Origin of the sequence: Alishewanella agri BL06, from assembly GCF_000272005.1 — a bacterium.
GTDB lineage: Bacteria > Pseudomonadota > Gammaproteobacteria > Enterobacterales > Alteromonadaceae > Alishewanella > Alishewanella agri.
This window is the reverse complement of the sequence record NZ_AKKU01000011.1, coordinates 177,812-195,332: the sequence shown is the minus strand read 5'-3', so window position 1 is coordinate 195,332 and position 17,521 is coordinate 177,812. Positions and strand designations below refer to the sequence as shown.

Genomic DNA, 17,521 nt, shown 5'->3' with positions numbered 1-17,521 from the left:
AATTTTGGGGGCTTACACATGCTTAAAAACTCGACAACACATTATGGCCAGCTGGCCCGCACCTTACATTGGCTCACCGCACTGTTGTTTTTACTCGCTTATTGTTCGGTGTACTACCGGCAATGGTTTACTGAAGCGCAAACACCTGAAAACTGGACGGCACTGCAGCTACATTTGTCGTTTGGCGTGACTATCGCGGTACTGGTAGTGCTGCGGCTTTACTGGCGGCTGACGAATGTTCAGCCTAAAGCCGAGCCCGGTTCGGCGCTGATGCATAAGGCTGCGCACCTTGGGCATCTGGTATTGTATGGCGTGCTGATTGTAATGCCATTGACCGGCTATTTAGGTACCGGTGTGGCGACCGAGTTTTTCTTTTTATTTGAGATCCCGAAATTTGCCGATACCTGGTTGTTTCAGGCGCTGGTTGCGGATGGTATGGGACTAACCTTTGAGCAATTTGAAGCGCCGATAGATTTTATTCATAAGCAGGGCGGAGCTTATCTGGTGTGGCTATTGATTTTGGGGCATGCCGCGGCCGCGCTTTACCATCACTATCATCTAAAAGATCGCACGCTACTGAAAATGTTGCCACCCCGTCGCTGATGGCGGAAATGTCTGCTGGGTCTGTGAACGTGAATGGCGTATCATACGTAGCAGTTAGCAGTTGATAGTAGTGTAATACGAGGTGACATGGCCAGCCGTTCTAGCGCTGAAATGACCTTACCGGGTGAACAGGATTTGTGGTTTCTGCCACTTGGCGGCTGCGGCGAAATTGGGATGAACCTGAATTTATACGGTCATGCCGGGCGCTGGTTAATGGTGGATTGCGGCATCACCTTTTATAATCCGCTGCAGCCGCAGACACAGCCAGCTCAGCTCACGGCTGACGTGCAGGCGGCTGATCCCAGCTTTATTGCCGCACAACGCGAAAACCTGTGCGGTATTGTTATTACCCATGCCCACGAAGATCATATCGGTGCCTTGCCCTATTTATGGCCACGCTTACAGGCGCCGGTGTATTGCACGCCTTTTGCTGCTGAGGTGCTGCGCCGCAAACTGGCGCGTACCGACCTTATCGAGCAGATGCCAATTATCGAAATCCCGCCCGGCGGCACCTGTCAGATCGGGCCATTTTTGGTCAATTGGCTGAATATCACTCACTCGATCCCGGAGTGTCAGGCACTGTTAATCAGCACCCCAGCCGGTAAGGTGTTTCATACCGCCGACTGGAAAATGGATCCGGCACCTGTGCTGGGCCGGCCGTTCAAACCCCAGGTATTTAAACGGCTGGCGGCGCAAGGTATTACTGCCATGGTCTGTGATTCAACTAATGCACTGAAAAGTGGCTTTTCGTTGTCGGAAACGGCTTGCTTTCATGCGCTGCGTGAGGTGGTCAGTCAGGCACCGAAGCGCGTATTGGTAACCGGTTTTAGCAGTAATATTGGCCGCTTAATTAGCCTGGGGCGCATTGCCCAGCACACCGGCCGTTACCTGGCACTGTTCGGTCGGGCGATGGAGAATATGGTCGGTGCTGCGCGGGCCTGCGGTTATTGGCCGGATGATCTGCCGCTGATTGATAACGCCCATATTGGCTTTTTGCCGCCGGAAGAAGTGCTGGTCGCAGCAACCGGCAGCCAGGGGGAGCCCAGAGCCGCCCTGAGTAAACTGGCTGAAGATCGCCATCCGCAGCTGCTGCTGGCAAAAGACGATTTGGTGATTTTTAGTGCTAACCTCATTCCGGGCAATGAGATGCTGGTCAGCCGGCTGGTGGATAAACTGAAAGCCAAACAGCTGCAGGTGTTGCAAGCGGCGGATACCTTATTGCCAATCCACGTTTCCGGTCATCCGAATCAGGGCGAATTGGCTGAGATGTATCAGGCGGTAAAACCGGCCCTGGCGATACCGGTACACGGCGAAGCAACGCATATGCAAGCCAATGCCGCCATTGCCCGCGAGGTTGGGGTACCGCAACAACTGCTGGGGCAAAACGGCGATCTTTTTGTATTAGCGCCAAAGCCCAGGATCTGGCCGGGCTTTGTCAAAGCGGGCCGGGTACCGATAGCCAATACTTGAGCTTTTTGTCCGCAGACGTTAGCTTATGTCATATGACGTCTCTCCTTACAGGTTCTTTATGCAGCAAGTACTTAGCGCTGCCCAATTTTTTGATGGTTTTGTCTGGCAGTCAAATGTCGAGTTGTTGATTGAAAACGGTCGTATTGCAGACATCCGACCTTGTCGTGATACGCCACAGGCAACCTATTTGGTGCCGGGGTTTATCGATTTACAGGTGAATGGCGGTGGCGGCGTGCTGTTTAATAACGCACCGACTATTGACACGCTACGCCGGATGCGACAAGCCCATAGCCGTTTTGGTACCACGGCACTGCTGCCAACGCTAATCACTGATCAACTGGCGGTGATGCAGCAAAGTGCCGATGTGATTGCTGCAGCCATTGCTGCTGGCGAGCCGGGTATTTTGGGAATTCATTTCGAAGGGCCACATTTATCGGCACCGAAAAAAGGTGTGCATCCGCTGCAGCATATCCGGCCACTGGCAGAGGCAGAAATGCAGCTATATCTGCGTAAGGATCTCGGTCAGGTTTTGCTTACGTTGGCGCCGGAAAATGTGACGCCAGAGCAAATTCAACGTTTAACCGCTGCCGGTGTTAAAGTTTGGCTTGGCCATTCCAATGCCAGCGCTGAGCAGGTCCTGCAGGCACTTGCTGCCGGCGCGCAGGGCTTTACCCATTTATATAATGCAATGTCACCGCTGACTTCGCGTGAGCCGGGCATGGTCGGGGTAGCATTAACCGACAGTCAAAGCTGGTGTGGCTTGATTCTGGACGGTTTACATTTGCATCCGTTAGCTGCAAAGCTGGCTGTATTAGCAAAACCCCGCGGCAAGGTGCTGTTAGTCACCGATGCGATGTCGCCGGTTGGTACCGACGAGACCGAATTTGATTTCTTCGCCGGTAAGGTGACCCGCCAAGGTAATAAGTTGACTGACAGTAGCGGCGCACTGGCCGGCTCAGTGCTGGATATGGCGGCGGCCGTGCGTTATGCCGTGAATACTTTACAGCTTGACCTTGCTGAAAGTCTGCGCATGGCAGCCTTATATCCGGCGCAGGCGCTGGGGCTGACTGACCGCGGCCAGGCACAACCCGGCCATAGGGCTGATCTGGTGCAATTGAACGCGCAGCTACAGGTACAACAATGCTGGATTAACGGCGAAGCGCAACTGGGTTAAGCTGGTAATCTAAGCCGGTAACGACAATAAGAATAACAATAAGGATCCGAAGATGCCTAACACTCCAACCACGCCAGCACCCAAGGTGTTGGTGCCAATGCTGATTCTGGCGGTGCTGTTTTTTCTGTTCGGTTTTGTGACCTGGCTTAATGGTGCACTTATTCCATTTTTGCAGATTGTCTGTCAGTTAAACGAATTTCAGGCTTTATTTGTGACCTTTGTGTTTTATATCGCATATACCGTCATGGCGATACCTATGTCGTTTTTACTGAACTATCTGGGTTATAAAAAGGGCATGCTGGCTGGCTTACTCATTATGGCCTTTGGCGCCTTGCTGTTTATTCCGGCAGCGAAAGTAGCGGCTTATCCGCTATTTCTGTTGGCGTTGTTTTTGTTGGGTACTGGCCTGACGATTTTGCAAACCGCAACTAACCCCTATCTGGTTTGTATCGGTCCGCGCGATAGTGCTGCGATGAGAATCAGCATTATGGGGCTGGTTAACAAAGCGGCCGGAATAGTGGTGCCGATGCTGTTTGCCACTCTGGTGCTGACCAATATTGAACAATATAGCGCTGCAGAGCTGGCAATGCTGCCAGCGGCAGAGCAGCAAGTACAACTGGCTGAGCTGTCGAATAGGCTGGTACTGCCATATGTGTATATGACGCTGATGTTGTTAGTGTTGTCTATATTTATCTGGTTTGCTCCTTTACCTGAGTTAGCAGAGCACAAGCACGAAAAAGGCGTCGAATTTAAGGCGGTAAAAGCGGTATTCGCTTATCCGCAGTTAGTACTGGGGGTGTTGGCGTTATTTTGCTATGTCGGTGTGGAGGTGATTGCTGCTGATACCATCGGTCTATATGGCAAACAACTTGGTGTGCCACACTTTGGCATCCTGACCTCATACACTATGAGCTTTATGGTGTTAGGGTACATTTTGGGGGTGGTGCTAATCCCGCGCTACCTGTCACAAGGCCGTGCTCTGCAACTATCAGCTTTGGCTGGAGTATTACTCAGTATCGGCGTTTTATTTGGCGCAAGCGATAGCCAGCAGTTGTCGGCTTGGCTATTTGGCTGGTTGGGTATTCCTCTGGTACCGGATACAGTGGTGTTCGTTGCGTTGTTAGGGCTGGCTAATGCGCTGGTATGGCCGGCGGTTTGGCCTTTGGCTTTGGAAGGCCTCGGAAAGTTAACCGCGACCGGCTCAGCCTTGCTGATTATGGGAATTGCCGGTGGGGCATTGCTACCACTATATTACGGGTATTTGGCCGAACAGTCCGGTAATAGCCAGGGTGCGTACTGGATTCTCATTCCGGCCTATCTTTATATCTTATTTTATGCGATGAAAGGCCATAAGCTGCGACGCTGGTCATAACAACGGCGGCTAATCACGATTCAGGCGGCGCAACAGCGCCGCGTTTTCCTGTTCAATATGGCGGTAAAATGCCAGTTGCTCTAAGTCACTGGCGGCTTCTTCATCCAGTACTACTGTAGCCTGCTGGTGCAGCTGTAAAGCTGACGCCGGACAGCTGGCACTCAGTGGCCCCTCGATCATCGCTTTTACGACCTTAGCTTTAGCTTTACCCGTTGCCAGTAACAGCACTTTGCGAGCATCCAGAATGGTGCCGATGCCCATGGTAATTGATAGATGTGGTTGATATTCACCGGGCGCAAAGAAACGGGCATTATCGGCGATGGTTTGCTGCGTCAGGGTTTTAACCCTGGTTCGAGAACGCAATCCGGACGAGGGCTCGTTAAAGCCAATATGGCCGTTACGGCCAATGCCCAGCAGCTGCAAATCGATACCACCTGCAGCCATGATTTTTTGCTCATACTGCTCGCAGGCAAGTAATGGATCTGCGGCGTCACCCTCTGGCACTGCGGTATTTTCTGGCTGAATATCAATGTGATTAAACAAGTGGTGTTGCATAAAATAGCGGTAGCTTTGTGGATGCGTTGCCGCTAAACCAATATATTCATCCAGATTAAAGGTTTTAACGGCCTGAAATGACACCTCGCCATGCTGATAGGCAGTAATTAATTGTTGATACAGCAGAATGGGTGTCGCACCTGTCGCCAGCCCCAGCACAGAGGCAGGATGTTGCCTGATTTGCCGGATAATTGCAGCGGCACCATAACGGGCCACGGCTTGTGCATCTGGTTGAATAACGATCTGCACCCTGATACTCCAGTTAACAAATTTGACTTAGCCTACCATAAAACCGTTGTGAAAAACGTCAACACGCCCTAATGCTTTGGCTGTTTTTCTTTAGTTATTGGCAACTTTGCATCAGCTGGCATATGCTGAGAGCGAGAATAACACTTCACGGAGAGAAACCTTGACTGCTGCAACCAAACCCCATCAATGGCGTTTCTTCCGCTCCGGCGGTTTTGACCAGGTCGCGATTGAAACTGCAGGTGATTTACACCATCTGGCCGAACTTGATCCGAAACTCTGGACAGTCTTAAATTGCCCGACTACGGGCCTGGAATTTGACAACCGCACCTTGGCGCTAATGGATGGTGACGGCGATGGCCAAATCCGGGTACCGGAGATCCTGTCGGCAGTGCGTTGGAGTTGCCAGCGCCTGACGGATGCCAGCATTATGTTTGCATCACCTGGCTTGCCGCTTGCTGCGATTGCTGATCAGGACGCCGAAGGTGCCGGCATTAAACATGCCGCCGAACTGGTACTGCGCTATAGCGATAAAACAGCGGAGCAGAGCCTGCAAGTGGCGGATGTGCTGGATACAACACGGTTATTCTCGGCTGATCACTTTAATGGCGATGGCGTGGTTATGCCGGAACTGACCGCCGATGAAAGTTTAAAATCGGTACTGCTGCAGATCGTGGAAACCCAGGGTGGTGTGGCAGATCGCAGCGGTGGTCTGGGTGTAACGCAGGATACCCTGACCGCATTTTTTAGTCAGGCCGAAGCGGTAATCAGCTGGCATGCGGCTTTTGCCGCAGAGCAAAGTCAGCTTTGCCCGCTGGCCGACTCTACTGCCGATGCCGTTGCTGCCTTTGAAGCCGTACAAGCCAAAGTCGACGATTATTTTGTTCGCTGTCAGCTGGCCGCCTTTGATAACAGGGCGACTGATAGCCTTAATCCTGCCCCGGCAGTCTATGAAGTACTGGCGAACCGGGTCGTGGCCGGTGCGGATCAGGATATTGCCGCTCTGCCTCTATCCGTGATTGCTGCTGAGCGGCCACTGGATCTGACACTGGGTATTAACCCGGCCTGGGCTGGCGCTATCGCCAGTTTAAAAGAGAAAGTACTGGCGCCGTTATTGGGGGCAGACTATGAGGTATTAACCGCCGCCGACTGGCAGCAGGTTTCAGCTAAACTTGCTGCCTGGCGCAGCTGGCAGGCCGCTAAGCCGGCTACGGCATTGCATGCGTTAGAGCTGGCGTATCTGCAGCAGCTTCTTGCCAGTGATACTAAAACCCGACTGGAAGCCTTAATTCAGGACGATCTGGCGGCTAGTACCTTTGCCGATAATCTGTTAGCACTGGAAAAATTGCTGCGTTATCAGCGGGATCTGGTAACCTTGCTGCGTAACTTTGTCAGTCTCAGCGATTTCTATCAGGGCGAACATAAAGCGATTTTCCAGGCCGGTACCCTGTATCTGGATCAGCGCAGCTGTGAGTTGGTGATGCAGGTTGCCGATCAGGGCCGGCATGCCACTATGGCACCCTTTAGCGGTTGTTACCTGGTATATTGCAGCTGTATGCGTCAGGGTGAAGCGCCGATTAATATTGTTGCGGCACTAACCGGTGGTGATGTCGATGAGCTGATGGTGGCTGGTCGTAACGGGATCTTTTATGACCGCAAGGGCCGTGACTGGCGAGCAACAGTGACTAAAGTTGTGGCACAGCCAGTCAGTATCCGTCAGGCGTTCTGGTCGCCCTATAAGCGGGTTGCTGCCTTTATTGAAGGTCAGATCCAGAAATTTGCCGCCTCCCGCGATAAAGATATTGAAGCGAAAACCACCAGCGGTGTAGCAGATGCTGCCGCTGCACCTGCCGCGGCCCCCAGCAACTTTGATATTGCTAAATTTGCCGGTATTTTCGCGGCCTTTGGCCTGGCATTAGGCGCCTTAGGCACGGCACTGGCGGCGATAGTGGCGGGCTTGTTTTCGCTGAGCTGGTGGCAAATTCCGCTGGTATTACTCGGGGTAATGCTGCTGATTTCGGCACCATCGATGTTACTGGCGTATCTGACACTACGCCGGCGCAATATTGGCCCCTTATTGGATGCTAATGGCTGGGCAGTGAATGCCCGGGCGAAAATTAATGTGCCTTTTGGTGCCTCGCTGACCGGACTGGCGCATCTGCCGAAAGGTGCCAAACGCTCCTTGCATGATCCTTTTGCTGAGAAAAAACGGCCCTGGGCGTTGTATCTGCTGTTGCTGATCATCGTTGCTGTAGCCGCCTGGTATGGTTATCAGCGCTTTGTAGGCTAACCTGCATTAGAAACGAAAGGGCTGTTAATGACAGCCCTTTTTTATGCCTGCGCTCTGACCAGCAAGGCCGATTTGCTACGACTAACCAGCATCCCATTCAAAGCGGGTGGGCAGGGCAGTAAAGGCCCCAAAATGCTGACAGGTAAGGGAGCCGGCTTTAATGGCTTTTTGTAATATCAGCTGCTGTAACACCTGATCGGCCAATAGACTTTGCCAGTCTTGATAGATAAGAGTTTGGCTAAGCTGATATAACCAGGCACCGACAAAGGCGTCGCCGGCGGCAGTGGTGTCGACCACTTTTACCGGCGGCACCGGTATGCTCAGGTTAAGTTTGCTATAACTCTGTACAGCTTCACTCCCAGCGGTAACCACTATCCAGCGCTGCTTGTGCGCATTTAACGCGCTTAACCAGCTTTGCTCATCGCCATCCGCGGCCAGATAACGCAGTTCATCGTCACTGAGTTTAATGATGTCAGCCTGTTGTAGCAGTTGTTGCACCAGCTCGCGGTCGGCTAGCCCGGTTGGCCAGAGGTTATGCCGCAAATTGGCATCGATAGAAATTAACCAGCCGTGGCGTTTGGCCTCGGCTAACAGCGCCAGGCTGGTATCGGCAATGGCGCTATCGGTCAGGCTATTTGAGCATAAGTGCAAAATAGATCGCTGCTGCCAGAAATCCACCGGCAAATGGCTGAGCCGATACAACAAATCTGCTGCCGGTGGCCGGTAAAATGAAAAGCTGCGATCGCCGTCGGCATTGAGCGCGACAAAGGCCAGCGCGGTTTTTGCCTCTGCCGTGCGCGCGCAGGCGCTGACATTAACGCCATAATGTTCCAGCTCGGCTTGCAGAAAATCCCCGAACATATCGGCCCCCAGCATGCCGACAAAGCGGCCATCGCCACCCAGTTTCGCTACGGCTACAGCGACATTCGCCGGTGCGCCGCCAGCGAAGCGGCGAAAGACACCGGCTTGTTGCGGATCCTGTAAGAAGTCAATTAAGACTTCGCCAAAACAATAGACTGGTAGCGACATTAGGGTACCTGTGAAGATTAACTTAAATGTTTAAGCTTAAGCTAGCCTATTCGCCAGCTGTTGTAAATTAGACGCTGGCTAAAATTGCTTAAATTTTTAGCAAAGGCTTGCAATGCAGCAAAAATAAAGCAAAGATAGCGGATAAAACTTTGGTTTGGACCCTTGCTTATGCCACAGTATCTGACCCGCTCCATGACAGCTGATCCTGCACAATTAGCGCATTTTTCTGATATTTTACTTAAACGTTATAGTTCGTCGCTAAAAACGCTGGCGAAGGGGCGCTGGCCGCTGCTGGCAGAGCGCTTACGACAGCAGTTACCGGCGTTGCTGGCACTGTATCTGCCGCTTTATGGCGCACGCTTTGACGCCTATTATCATTTGGAGCAGCTGCTAAAAATTCTGGCCAAAGCGATAGCGCAGCGGCCGGATTATCTGCTGGCCGAAGATGCTGCGCCGCAAGATTGGCATCAATCGGAGCAGGCGCTTGGCTCGGCCTGTTATGTCGATCTGTTTGCCGGCGATTTTCAGGGGTTAAAGCAGCGTATTCAGTATTTACAGCAAACCGGGATTAATTATCTGCATCTGATGCCGCTGTTTAAAGCGCCCGAGCCAAATAGCGATGGCGGCTATGCGGTATCAGATTACCGCGCCACCATGCCTAAGCTGGGCACTATGACTGAGCTGGCAGATCTGATGCAGTCGCTGCATCAGCATGGCATCAGGCCGGTGCTGGATTTTGTGTTTAACCATACCTCAGATGAGCACCGCTGGGCGCAAAAAGCCAAAGCGGGCGACTCTGAGTATCAGGATTATTATTTCTTTTTTGATGAAGCCGAACGCGATCGCTATGCGCCTTATTTACGGGAAATTTTTCCGGAAATCCGCCGCGGTTGTTTTACGCGGGAAGCCAATTCCGGGCGCTGGGTCTGGACCACCTTTAACAGTTTCCAGTGGGATCTGAATTACGCTAACCCGGCGGTATTTAATGCGATGGCGGAAGAAATGCTATTTTTGGCCAATCAGGGTGCTGCCGTACTGCGCCTGGATGCATTAGCCTTTGTCTGGAAAGAGGCCGGCACTAACTGCGAAAACCTGCCGTTGGCACACACCTTGATCCGCGCCTTTAATCAGGTGGCACGGCTAGCGGCACCGGCGCTGCAGTTTAAATCAGAAGCCATAGTGCATCCGGATGAGGTGGTAAAATATATCGCCCCGGAGGAATGTCAGCTGTCATATAACCCGCTGTTAATGGCTTTACTGTGGAATAGTCTGGCGACCCGTAAAACCCGTTTGCTGACCGAGTCGTTACAGCGACGCTTTGCCATTGACCCGCATTGTAGCTGGGTTAACTATATCCGCTGCCATGATGATATCGGCTGGACCTTTGACGACAATGTTGCCTGGCAGCTGGGGATTAACCCCGAGCATCACCGGCAGTTTTTAAATCAGTTCTATACCGGGCAATTTGCCGGCAGCTTTGCCAGCGGGGTGCCGTTTCAGCAAAATCCGCAAACCGGCGATTGCCGCGTCGCTGGCATGCTGGCGTCATTAACCGGTGTTGAGCAGGCTCTGAAAACCGGTAATAACGCCCATTTACAGCATGCGTTGGCCCGTATTTACCTGCTTAATAGCGTGATCCTGAGTATCGGCGGTTTGCCGCTGCTGTATATGGGCGATGAGCTGGGCCTGTTAAATGATTACAGCTATCAGCAGGATGCAGCGAAAAAAGACGACAGCCGCTGGGTGAACCGGGTGGCAGTTAACGAGCAGCAACTTGAAAGCGCCACCGACAATACTAAGCTGTCCGGTAAAATTTACCAGCAACTGCAGCAGCTGCTGGGCGTAAGGCGGCGCTTGCCGCTGCTGGGGCAGGGCAAAACCGAAATTCTGGCCAGTGCCAATCCACATCTGTTTAGCTATCGTCGTTATCAGGATCAGCAAAGTTTGCTGTGTGTGGTCAATTTTAGCGAACATAGTCAGACGCTGGCGATGCCGGCCGGTAGCCAGTGGCGGGATGAGTTAAGCGGTAACCTATATCAGGGCGCCCGGCTTGAGCTGCAGCCTTATCAGGTACTGTGGTTAACGGCGTTGTAAACTGTGTTATAAGGGGGCTTCCGCATAAATTGCGCTGCCCCATGGTGTTTGAAAGACGATATCACCACTTTTGTTCGCCTGAGCGGGTTAAGTTTGAAAGGCTTTATCTGACTTCGGCAGCGCTTGTTAAAGGTTGCTGTATGCTTTAGCCATAGCAATAAAACTTTGCAGGTAATCCACATCAAGATCGGTTTCCCGCACACCCAGATATATGTGTTTGTGAATGCCGTTCTCGCCAAGTCGCACACTGCGGATGGCGTACTGTGTTGCGGACTCCTCCGCTAACCAACGAGGAAGTGCGGCAACACCGCGATTACTTGCCACCATTTGTAGCAGGATATCGGTGTCTTCAATGGTCTTATGTTTCTTCGGCGCAATACCGGCGGGCGTCAGGAACTGGCTAAAAATGTCCAGACGATCGGTACTGACCGGATAGGTTATCAATATCTCCTGACTGAGATCAGAAGGCATGATTCGGGTTGCATTAGCCAAGCGATGCTGCGTTGATAGCACCAGTACTTGCTCATAGGCAAACACCGGTTGGTAATAGAGGCCTGGTTTAAAAAGAGGATCTGGCGTTACCAGCAGGTCAATTTCAAATCCAAATAAAGCCCCAATACCACCAAACTGAAATTTTTGCTTCACGTCGACATCCACTGCCGGCCAAGCTGCCAAGAAGGGTTTCACTAATTTCAGAAGCCATTGATAACAAGGGTGGCACTCCATACCGATGCGTAATGTACCTCGTTCGCCACTGGCAAATTGGGACAGTCGTTGTTGTGCGTGTTCCAGCTGTGGTAACACACGATTTGCTACGGCTAAGAGATATTGTCCGGCTTGCGTGAGCTTAAGGCGGCGGCCTTCACGTAACCAAATGGATGTACCGAGTTGTTGTTCCAGTTTCCGCATTGTGTGACTCAGCGCCGATTGCGTAAGGCAAAGCTTGCTGGCGGCTGCGGTTAATGAGCCTTGTTGCTCAACGGCCCTGACGATAGCAAGGTGATGTCGTTCCAGCATATGATGATTTCCTTTCATGGTTTAATGAAAAAATACCATTTTTCTTCATCAATAACCACGTTTAGCATTGCAGACATCTAAACATCTATTAAGAGTTTCCGCAAAGCTAAGGTGAACATCATGCGTAACCCCGCACTAAGCTACAGTATCCGAACTATTACATTTGATGACGATTATCAGCCAGCAGCCAATACACGCTTAACAACGAACTTTGCCAATTTAGCCAGAGGCCCGGGACGTAAGCAGAATCTGCGAACCGCTTTAGATATGATTAATCAGCGCTTTAACTCGTTGGTGAACTGGGACAATCCACACGCCGATCGTTACCGTGTTGAGCTTGAAATCGTTTCCGTTGATTTGCATATCGCAGGCATTGGTCCGGCGTTTCCTGCCATCGAAGTGCTGAAAACACAGATCGTCGACAACCTGCGACAGCAACGATTTGACGGCGTAGTGGGGAATAATTTTTCGTCCTATATTCGAGACTATGACTTTAGCGTTTTACTGGCGCAGCACAACAAAGATCGGCCAACGTTTCAGGTGCCTGAACATTTTGGTGAGTTACACGGCCAGCTGTTTCAACACTTTGTACGTTCTGAGGCTTACCAGCGGCATTTTTCTAAGTTACCGGTGATTTGCATCAGCGTATCTGAAAACAAAGTATATCAGCGAAATGGTAATCAACACCCCATACTGGGAGTAGAGTATGTGCCAACAGAACCATCGTTAACCGAGCAGTATTTCCAAAAAATGGGGCTGCAGGTACGCTATTTTATGCCCGAGCAAAGTGTGGCACCACTGGCGTTTTATTTCTTTGGTGACTTACTTAACGATTACACCAACTTGGAGTTAGCCAGCACCATCAGTACTATGGAAACCTTCCAAAAAATTTACCGGCCGGAAATTTATAATGCGCTTCGCAGAGCCGATGTCAGCTACTGCCCACGATTAGCATCCAACGCGTATGTGTCGACCTCAGTCGAGTATGACCGCGATGAACGGCGCGCGTTGGCATTAAGTCAGGGGCATTATGTCGAACAGCATCTGCTGAAACCCTATCAGCAGACTTTGGCGCAGTGGGTGACGCAGGTGGAGTGTTAATGATGAACCAAAACTATGCAGCTAATCCTGATTTTGCAGCAACACCTCTGTTTCCTACTTCGACGGCAGGCAGTTTACCTAAGCCTGGCTGGCTGGCAGAGCCCGAAACTTTATGGTCGCCCTGGAAATTGACGGGTGATGATTTACTGACTGCACAGCAAGATGCGCTCAGAATTACGTTACAGGAGCAGCAGCAAGCGGGTATTGATATTGTTAGTGACGGTGAACAAACCAGACAACATTTTGTCACCACCTTTATCGAACATCTGGCGGGGGTTGATTTTCAGCAGCGTCAGACAGTACGGATCCGTAATCGTTATGATGCCAGTGTCCCGACAGTCGTGGGACCAGTAGCACGCTTAGCTCCTGTTTTTGTTGAAGATGCCCGCTTTTTGCGTCAGCAAACCTGTCAACCCATAAAGTGGGCCTTGCCGGGCCCGATGACAATGATTGATACGCTGTATGATGCGCATTATCACAGCCGGAAACAGTTAGCCTTCGAGTTTGCCCGCATCTTAAATCAAGAGGCGAGAGATTTAGTCGGGGCCGGAGTGGATATCATCCAGTTTGATGAACCGGCATTCAATGTGTTTTTTGACGACGTCAATGATTGGGGCATTGAGGCACTTGAGCTGGCTATCGAGGGGCTAAGCTGTGAAACCGCGGTGCATATTTGTTATGGCTATGGAATTCAGGCCAACACAGCATGGAAAAAGACGTTAGGTGAGCAATGGCGCCAGTACGAAAAAATCTTACCAAAGTTAAAAGAATCAAATATTGATATCGTTTCTCTGGAATGTCACAACTCTCGCGTCCCATTGGAGTTACTCGAATTGGTAAGAGGTAAAAAAGTCATGGTAGGTGCCATTGATGTTGCTAACCATCAGATTGAAACGCCTGCCGAGGTTGCAGCGACTTTACGCAGTGCCTTGCAGTATGTTGATGCTGATAAGCTATATCCATGCACAAATTGCGGTATGGCACCTTTGCCGCGTCATATTGCCCGGCAAAAGCTAGCTGCGCTTAGCGCCGGAGCGGCGTTATTGCGCCAGGAGTTACAGCGTCGCTAATGTCCCGCCTTTGATAGCGGTTCAAGCACAGCAGGGGGGCGTTTTTGCGGCGTCGGTTCGGGTTGCAGAATTAATTGCCGCTAACCCGCCAGCCTTGTTCGGCTTTGCTGATGCATTTGGGGTTACCTTCTGCTACCAGCGACTCGGCAAAAAACCATTCTTTAAATAGCTGCCAATTGGCCGTGATCGGACTTTGGCACTGGCCATTGGCCGTTTCGGCAAAGCGCTCTTCGCTGCAAGACGGCACCTCAGGTAACTGGCCGCGGTAGGCATAGGCATAAACCGCCTGACAATGTTCGGTCAGATAGGTATTAAACACCACCAGCCAGCCTTGCTGATAGCGCACTATACTAAAGCTGGGCAGGTTATTGGCCACCGCGGTGGCAATGATTTCAGGCGCTTCTGCCTCGGCCAGTAACTGCAGCTCGCCCTGTTGTTCCCCCTCAGTCAGACGCTGGCGGATCTGGATCCGTTCGCCGCGCCGCCAGGCGAAACCATCATAGGTGGTGTTATCTGCGGCTGCGATCAACGCATCCAGACCCCGTTCGTTACGTTTAACTTCCTGTTGAATGCTGCGCGCGATCTGCTCGGCTTCGGTCAGGGTTTTAAATTGATCGCAACCCGCAACAAACAGGCTGGCAAGTAGCAGAATAGTAGCAAAGGGTCTGGACATCATATCTACCTGATCAGAGTCATAGCGCGGCGCTACCTTACTGCAAGGCCGGGAGCCTTGCAACTTTGGTGCTGGCTTTAGCAATAAAAAAAGCCCCGGTAAAGCGGGGCAACAGCACGAGAGAAAATCAATAAGAGCCCCTAGTCGGACATCGCCTGTAATTGAGCCTCAGCCGGATTAAACAGATGATTCCACCACATGGCCGCTGCCAGCAGTAGCGCAAAGCCGGTTGCCAGATAAAAGCCGTAGCGCACATCGCCAAACCAGTCACCGACTATACCCATCAGTAGTGGCCCCAGCGCGGCCGCCAGAGCGGTAAAGGCCAGGATCAGGCCTGCCGCTGCGCCATGTTGTTTGCGTGGGAAACAGCTGATGCCTTTAGAGTTCAGCGTCGGGTACATCATCGACATAAACAGACCGGATAAGGGCATCAACCACAGCGCCCAGGCTACGCCATGCCACATACTAAGGACAAAACACAGCGCGATAACACTGCTAAACCAGGCCAGCAGAATGGTCCAGCTAAAGCGGGTCAGTAACCATTCCGCCAGAAAGCGGCCGATAGTCCGCAAAATAAAGAATACGGTAATGGCATGTGCGGCCAGTAAGGTCCACTGACCCTCATATTGCTGTAACAGAGTAGGTAACCAGACAAAGACCGCCACTTCAGTTGCGACATAGCAGGCAATGGCCAGCGAGAAGCCCAGCGCATAAGGATTTTTCACCAGAGCCAGAGTTTGCCAGATCGAGGCTTTAGGCTGTGGTGAGTAAAGCGGATAGTCCATACGGTAGGCAATCAGCAGTAACAGCGCACAAATAAAGCCGGCCACAAAATACAGCTGCTCCCAGGCCATATCAAACATCAGCAGCACTGCCACCAGGGCCGGGCCAACGATGGCGCCCAGGCCAAAGAAACCCTCGACCCGGTTCATCAGCCGGGTATGGCTGGCAGAATTAGGGCTGATATCGCCAATCAGCGCCAGGGCGCCGGTTTTAAATAAGCCGATACTCAGGCCACATAGCCCCAACAATAAGTTATAAAAGTAAAAACTTTGCCCCAGCGCAAAGGCGAAGCAGGCCAGGGTATAGATCAGTAAGCCAAACAGAATAATTTTCTTCCGGCCAAGCTGATCGGCCAGTTGGCCCAGGAATAGACCGGATAAGCCGATAAAAATCATCGGCACATAATGAAAGGCGGCTGCTTGCGTCAGGCTAAGGTCAAACTGCTTGACCACTTCGGGAATAATCACCCCCACGGCATCCGTGGTCATGGCGAAGACGAAGAACATCAGGCAGGTCATCCATTTAACCTGGGTATAGGTGTGCGTCGGCACGGCGGTTGCCGCTGCGCTGCTGAGCTGTTGCATAGTCTAACCCTGTCTTATCGCTGTCATCAGTGCAGCGTTTTATTAGTGTGGCAGTCTGCGCTATGCGCAGCTAACCTTAGCCGCAGGTAGCATCAGTGGCTCAGGGGACTGCTTATCGGCAGACACTGACCATTTACGCTAACCCTGCTGTAATCGTTGTTACGGCTTAAAATTACACCTTAAACGTTTAAGTTGCAAGCTAAGAACCCACTTTCTGGCGAAAAATACAACGTTTTTTAACAGCTATCGCGCAGGCGTAGCTCGCAAGGTAAGAGCACATTTTCAGCGGTATTACCCGCCAGCAGCATTCTGGCGGCAATACGGCCTTTTTCATCGCTGTGCTGGGCGACGGTAGTCAGCGCCGGATAGCTACGCTCGGCCTCTTCAATGCCATCAAAACCGACAATCCGCAGATCTTGCGGGATATTAAGACCTAGTTGCCGGGCGACACTAATAGCACCAAGCGCAATCCGATCGCTCATACAAAGCAGCAGCGTTGGGCGGGGATGTTGCGTCAGAGCCTCACGGGCGGCGATTTGCGCGTAATGATGGTTATTAACCGGAATATGCCAGATTTGCTCCGCGTTTAATTCGCGTTGCTGCTGCGTGGCGGCGGCCAGATAGCCCTCGAGCCGGCGGCGGGAAATCGCTTCGTTCGCATCGTACAGCTCATGTTGTTGCAGCCGGCAGACCCGATCGGAATCTATCAACCTAAGCCCTAACACTGCGACCTTGCCAGGCTGTTTTTGCAGCGCATACTCAGCAATATCATAGGCATATTGATAGTTGTCGATATTAACCGAGCCGATACCACTGAGATTACAGTCGACACAGAGTAGCGGTTTGCCGCTTTGTTTAACCCGCTCCAGTTGCTCCGGATTTTTTGGGCTGCCATAAATAATAAAGCCATCGGGCAGGGCTTCGGCGGTGCTGTGTACCGCTTTGGCACCGGATAACAGCAACATATCCTTGCCGGCGTCCTGCAGCACCTCGGCGATGCCTTTAATCAACTGATTCGCAACCGGATCGCTAACCGAATACTCCAGCGTATCCGACAGTAGAATGGCAATCATATCGGAGCGGCCGGTACGCAGGCTGCGGGCTGTGGCATTAGGGCCGCTAAAGCCGAGCTTTTCACTTTCCTGCAGAATATGTTTGCGCAGCTCTGCCGAGAGCTGATCCGGGCGGTTAAAGGCGTTAGATACAGTCGCCACCGACACCCCAAGGTGTTTGGCCAGCGCTTTAAGGGTAACTTTTGGCATCAGGTTTTCCGGGTTTTGTGCGTATTAGCAGACAGAGCTGACAGATAAAACCACTCTAACTCAGTTTATCTTAAACGTTAAGATAAATTGTACTTTGGTTTTAGGGCGTGCTTGCCGGAGTGGAGGTGGAGCACAGGTTCCGGTACCGGGCTTAAATCTGGCTGGTATAAAAAAGGCGACCGCAGTCGCCTTAAAGTA

Annotated in this window: 14 protein-coding genes; 8 read left to right on the top strand and 6 right to left on the bottom strand. The window is 51.7% G+C overall.

Annotation, left to right across the window (positions count from 1 at the left end):
- Window positions 1-18 precede the first annotated feature (18 nt).
- The 4 genes from AGRI_RS05430 (at window position 19) to AGRI_RS05415 (ending at window position 4,619) form a co-directional block, all read left to right on the top strand.
- Window positions 19-603, top strand: a complete 585-nt coding sequence (locus AGRI_RS05430) for a cytochrome b (protein ID WP_008983991.1) — start codon at window positions 19-21, stop codon at window positions 601-603.
- An 87-nt stretch (window positions 604-690) separates the two neighbouring features.
- Window positions 691-2,073 (top strand): ribonuclease J, encoded by a 1,383-nt coding sequence (locus AGRI_RS05425; protein WP_008983990.1) that lies wholly within the window; start codon window positions 691-693, stop codon window positions 2,071-2,073.
- 58 nt (window positions 2,074-2,131) lie between these two features.
- Complete coding sequence (gene nagA / locus AGRI_RS05420; protein ID WP_008983989.1) at window positions 2,132-3,247, top strand: N-acetylglucosamine-6-phosphate deacetylase; 1,116 nt, start codon at window positions 2,132-2,134, stop codon at window positions 3,245-3,247.
- 52 nt (window positions 3,248-3,299) lie between these two features.
- Complete coding sequence (locus AGRI_RS05415) at window positions 3,300-4,619, top strand: sugar MFS transporter (protein WP_040291493.1); 1,320 nt, start codon at window positions 3,300-3,302, stop codon at window positions 4,617-4,619.
- Between the two features lie 9 nt (window positions 4,620-4,628).
- Here AGRI_RS05415 and nagB read toward each other — a convergent pair whose 3' ends face one another.
- On the bottom strand, window positions 4,629-5,423 hold the full coding sequence (gene nagB, locus AGRI_RS05410) for a glucosamine-6-phosphate deaminase (protein WP_008983987.1): 795 nt from the start codon (window positions 5,421-5,423) through the stop codon (window positions 4,629-4,631).
- A 160-nt stretch (window positions 5,424-5,583) separates the two neighbouring features.
- Here nagB and AGRI_RS05405 point away from each other — a divergent pair, with 160 nt between their 5' ends.
- The gene (locus AGRI_RS05405) at window positions 5,584-7,710 is read left to right on the top strand and encodes a hypothetical protein (RefSeq protein WP_008983986.1); all 2,127 of its coding nucleotides are present in this window, start codon (window positions 5,584-5,586) and stop codon (window positions 7,708-7,710) included.
- An 81-nt stretch (window positions 7,711-7,791) separates the two neighbouring features.
- On the opposite strand, the gene AGRI_RS05400 is transcribed toward AGRI_RS05405, so the two are convergent.
- A complete protein-coding gene (locus tag AGRI_RS05400; protein ID WP_008983985.1) occupies window positions 7,792-8,739 on the bottom strand; it encodes a carbohydrate kinase family protein in 948 nt (315 codons plus the stop codon).
- 168 nt (window positions 8,740-8,907) lie between these two features.
- On the opposite strand from AGRI_RS05400, the gene AGRI_RS05395 reads away from it, so the two are divergent.
- Complete coding sequence (locus AGRI_RS05395) at window positions 8,908-10,833, top strand: alpha-amylase family glycosyl hydrolase (protein WP_040291491.1); 1,926 nt, start codon at window positions 8,908-8,910, stop codon at window positions 10,831-10,833.
- A gap of 126 nt (window positions 10,834-10,959) precedes the next feature.
- On the opposite strand, the gene AGRI_RS05390 is transcribed toward AGRI_RS05395, so the two are convergent.
- Window positions 10,960-11,850 (bottom strand): LysR family transcriptional regulator, encoded by an 891-nt coding sequence (locus AGRI_RS05390; RefSeq protein ID WP_008983983.1) that lies wholly within the window; start codon window positions 11,848-11,850, stop codon window positions 10,960-10,962.
- Between the two features lie 120 nt (window positions 11,851-11,970).
- Between AGRI_RS05390 and AGRI_RS05385 the strand changes: the two genes are divergently transcribed.
- Window positions 11,971-12,951: a putative oxygenase MesX gene (locus tag AGRI_RS05385; RefSeq protein ID WP_008983982.1), complete on the top strand. Its 981-nt coding sequence runs from the start codon at window positions 11,971-11,973 to the stop codon at window positions 12,949-12,951.
- Window positions 12,951-14,021, top strand: coding sequence for a methionine synthase (locus AGRI_RS05380; RefSeq protein ID WP_008983981.1), 1,071 nt, complete (start codon window positions 12,951-12,953; stop codon window positions 14,019-14,021). The genes AGRI_RS05385 and AGRI_RS05380 overlap by 1 nt, the downstream gene beginning before the upstream one ends.
- 70 nt (window positions 14,022-14,091) lie before the next feature.
- Here the strand turns inward: AGRI_RS05380 and AGRI_RS05375 are convergent, their stop codons facing one another.
- From AGRI_RS05375 to AGRI_RS05365, 3 genes are all read right to left on the bottom strand, one after another.
- Window positions 14,092-14,697: a hypothetical protein gene (locus tag AGRI_RS05375; RefSeq protein WP_237713027.1), complete on the bottom strand. Its 606-nt coding sequence runs from the start codon at window positions 14,695-14,697 to the stop codon at window positions 14,092-14,094.
- A gap of 137 nt (window positions 14,698-14,834) precedes the next feature.
- On the bottom strand, window positions 14,835-16,061 hold the full coding sequence (locus tag AGRI_RS05370) for an MFS transporter (protein WP_008983979.1): 1,227 nt from the start codon (window positions 16,059-16,061) through the stop codon (window positions 14,835-14,837).
- 236 nt (window positions 16,062-16,297) lie between these two features.
- The gene (locus AGRI_RS05365) at window positions 16,298-17,323 is read right to left on the bottom strand and encodes a LacI family DNA-binding transcriptional regulator (RefSeq protein ID WP_008983978.1); all 1,026 of its coding nucleotides are present in this window, start codon (window positions 17,321-17,323) and stop codon (window positions 16,298-16,300) included.
- Window positions 17,324-17,521: the final 198 nt, after the last annotated feature.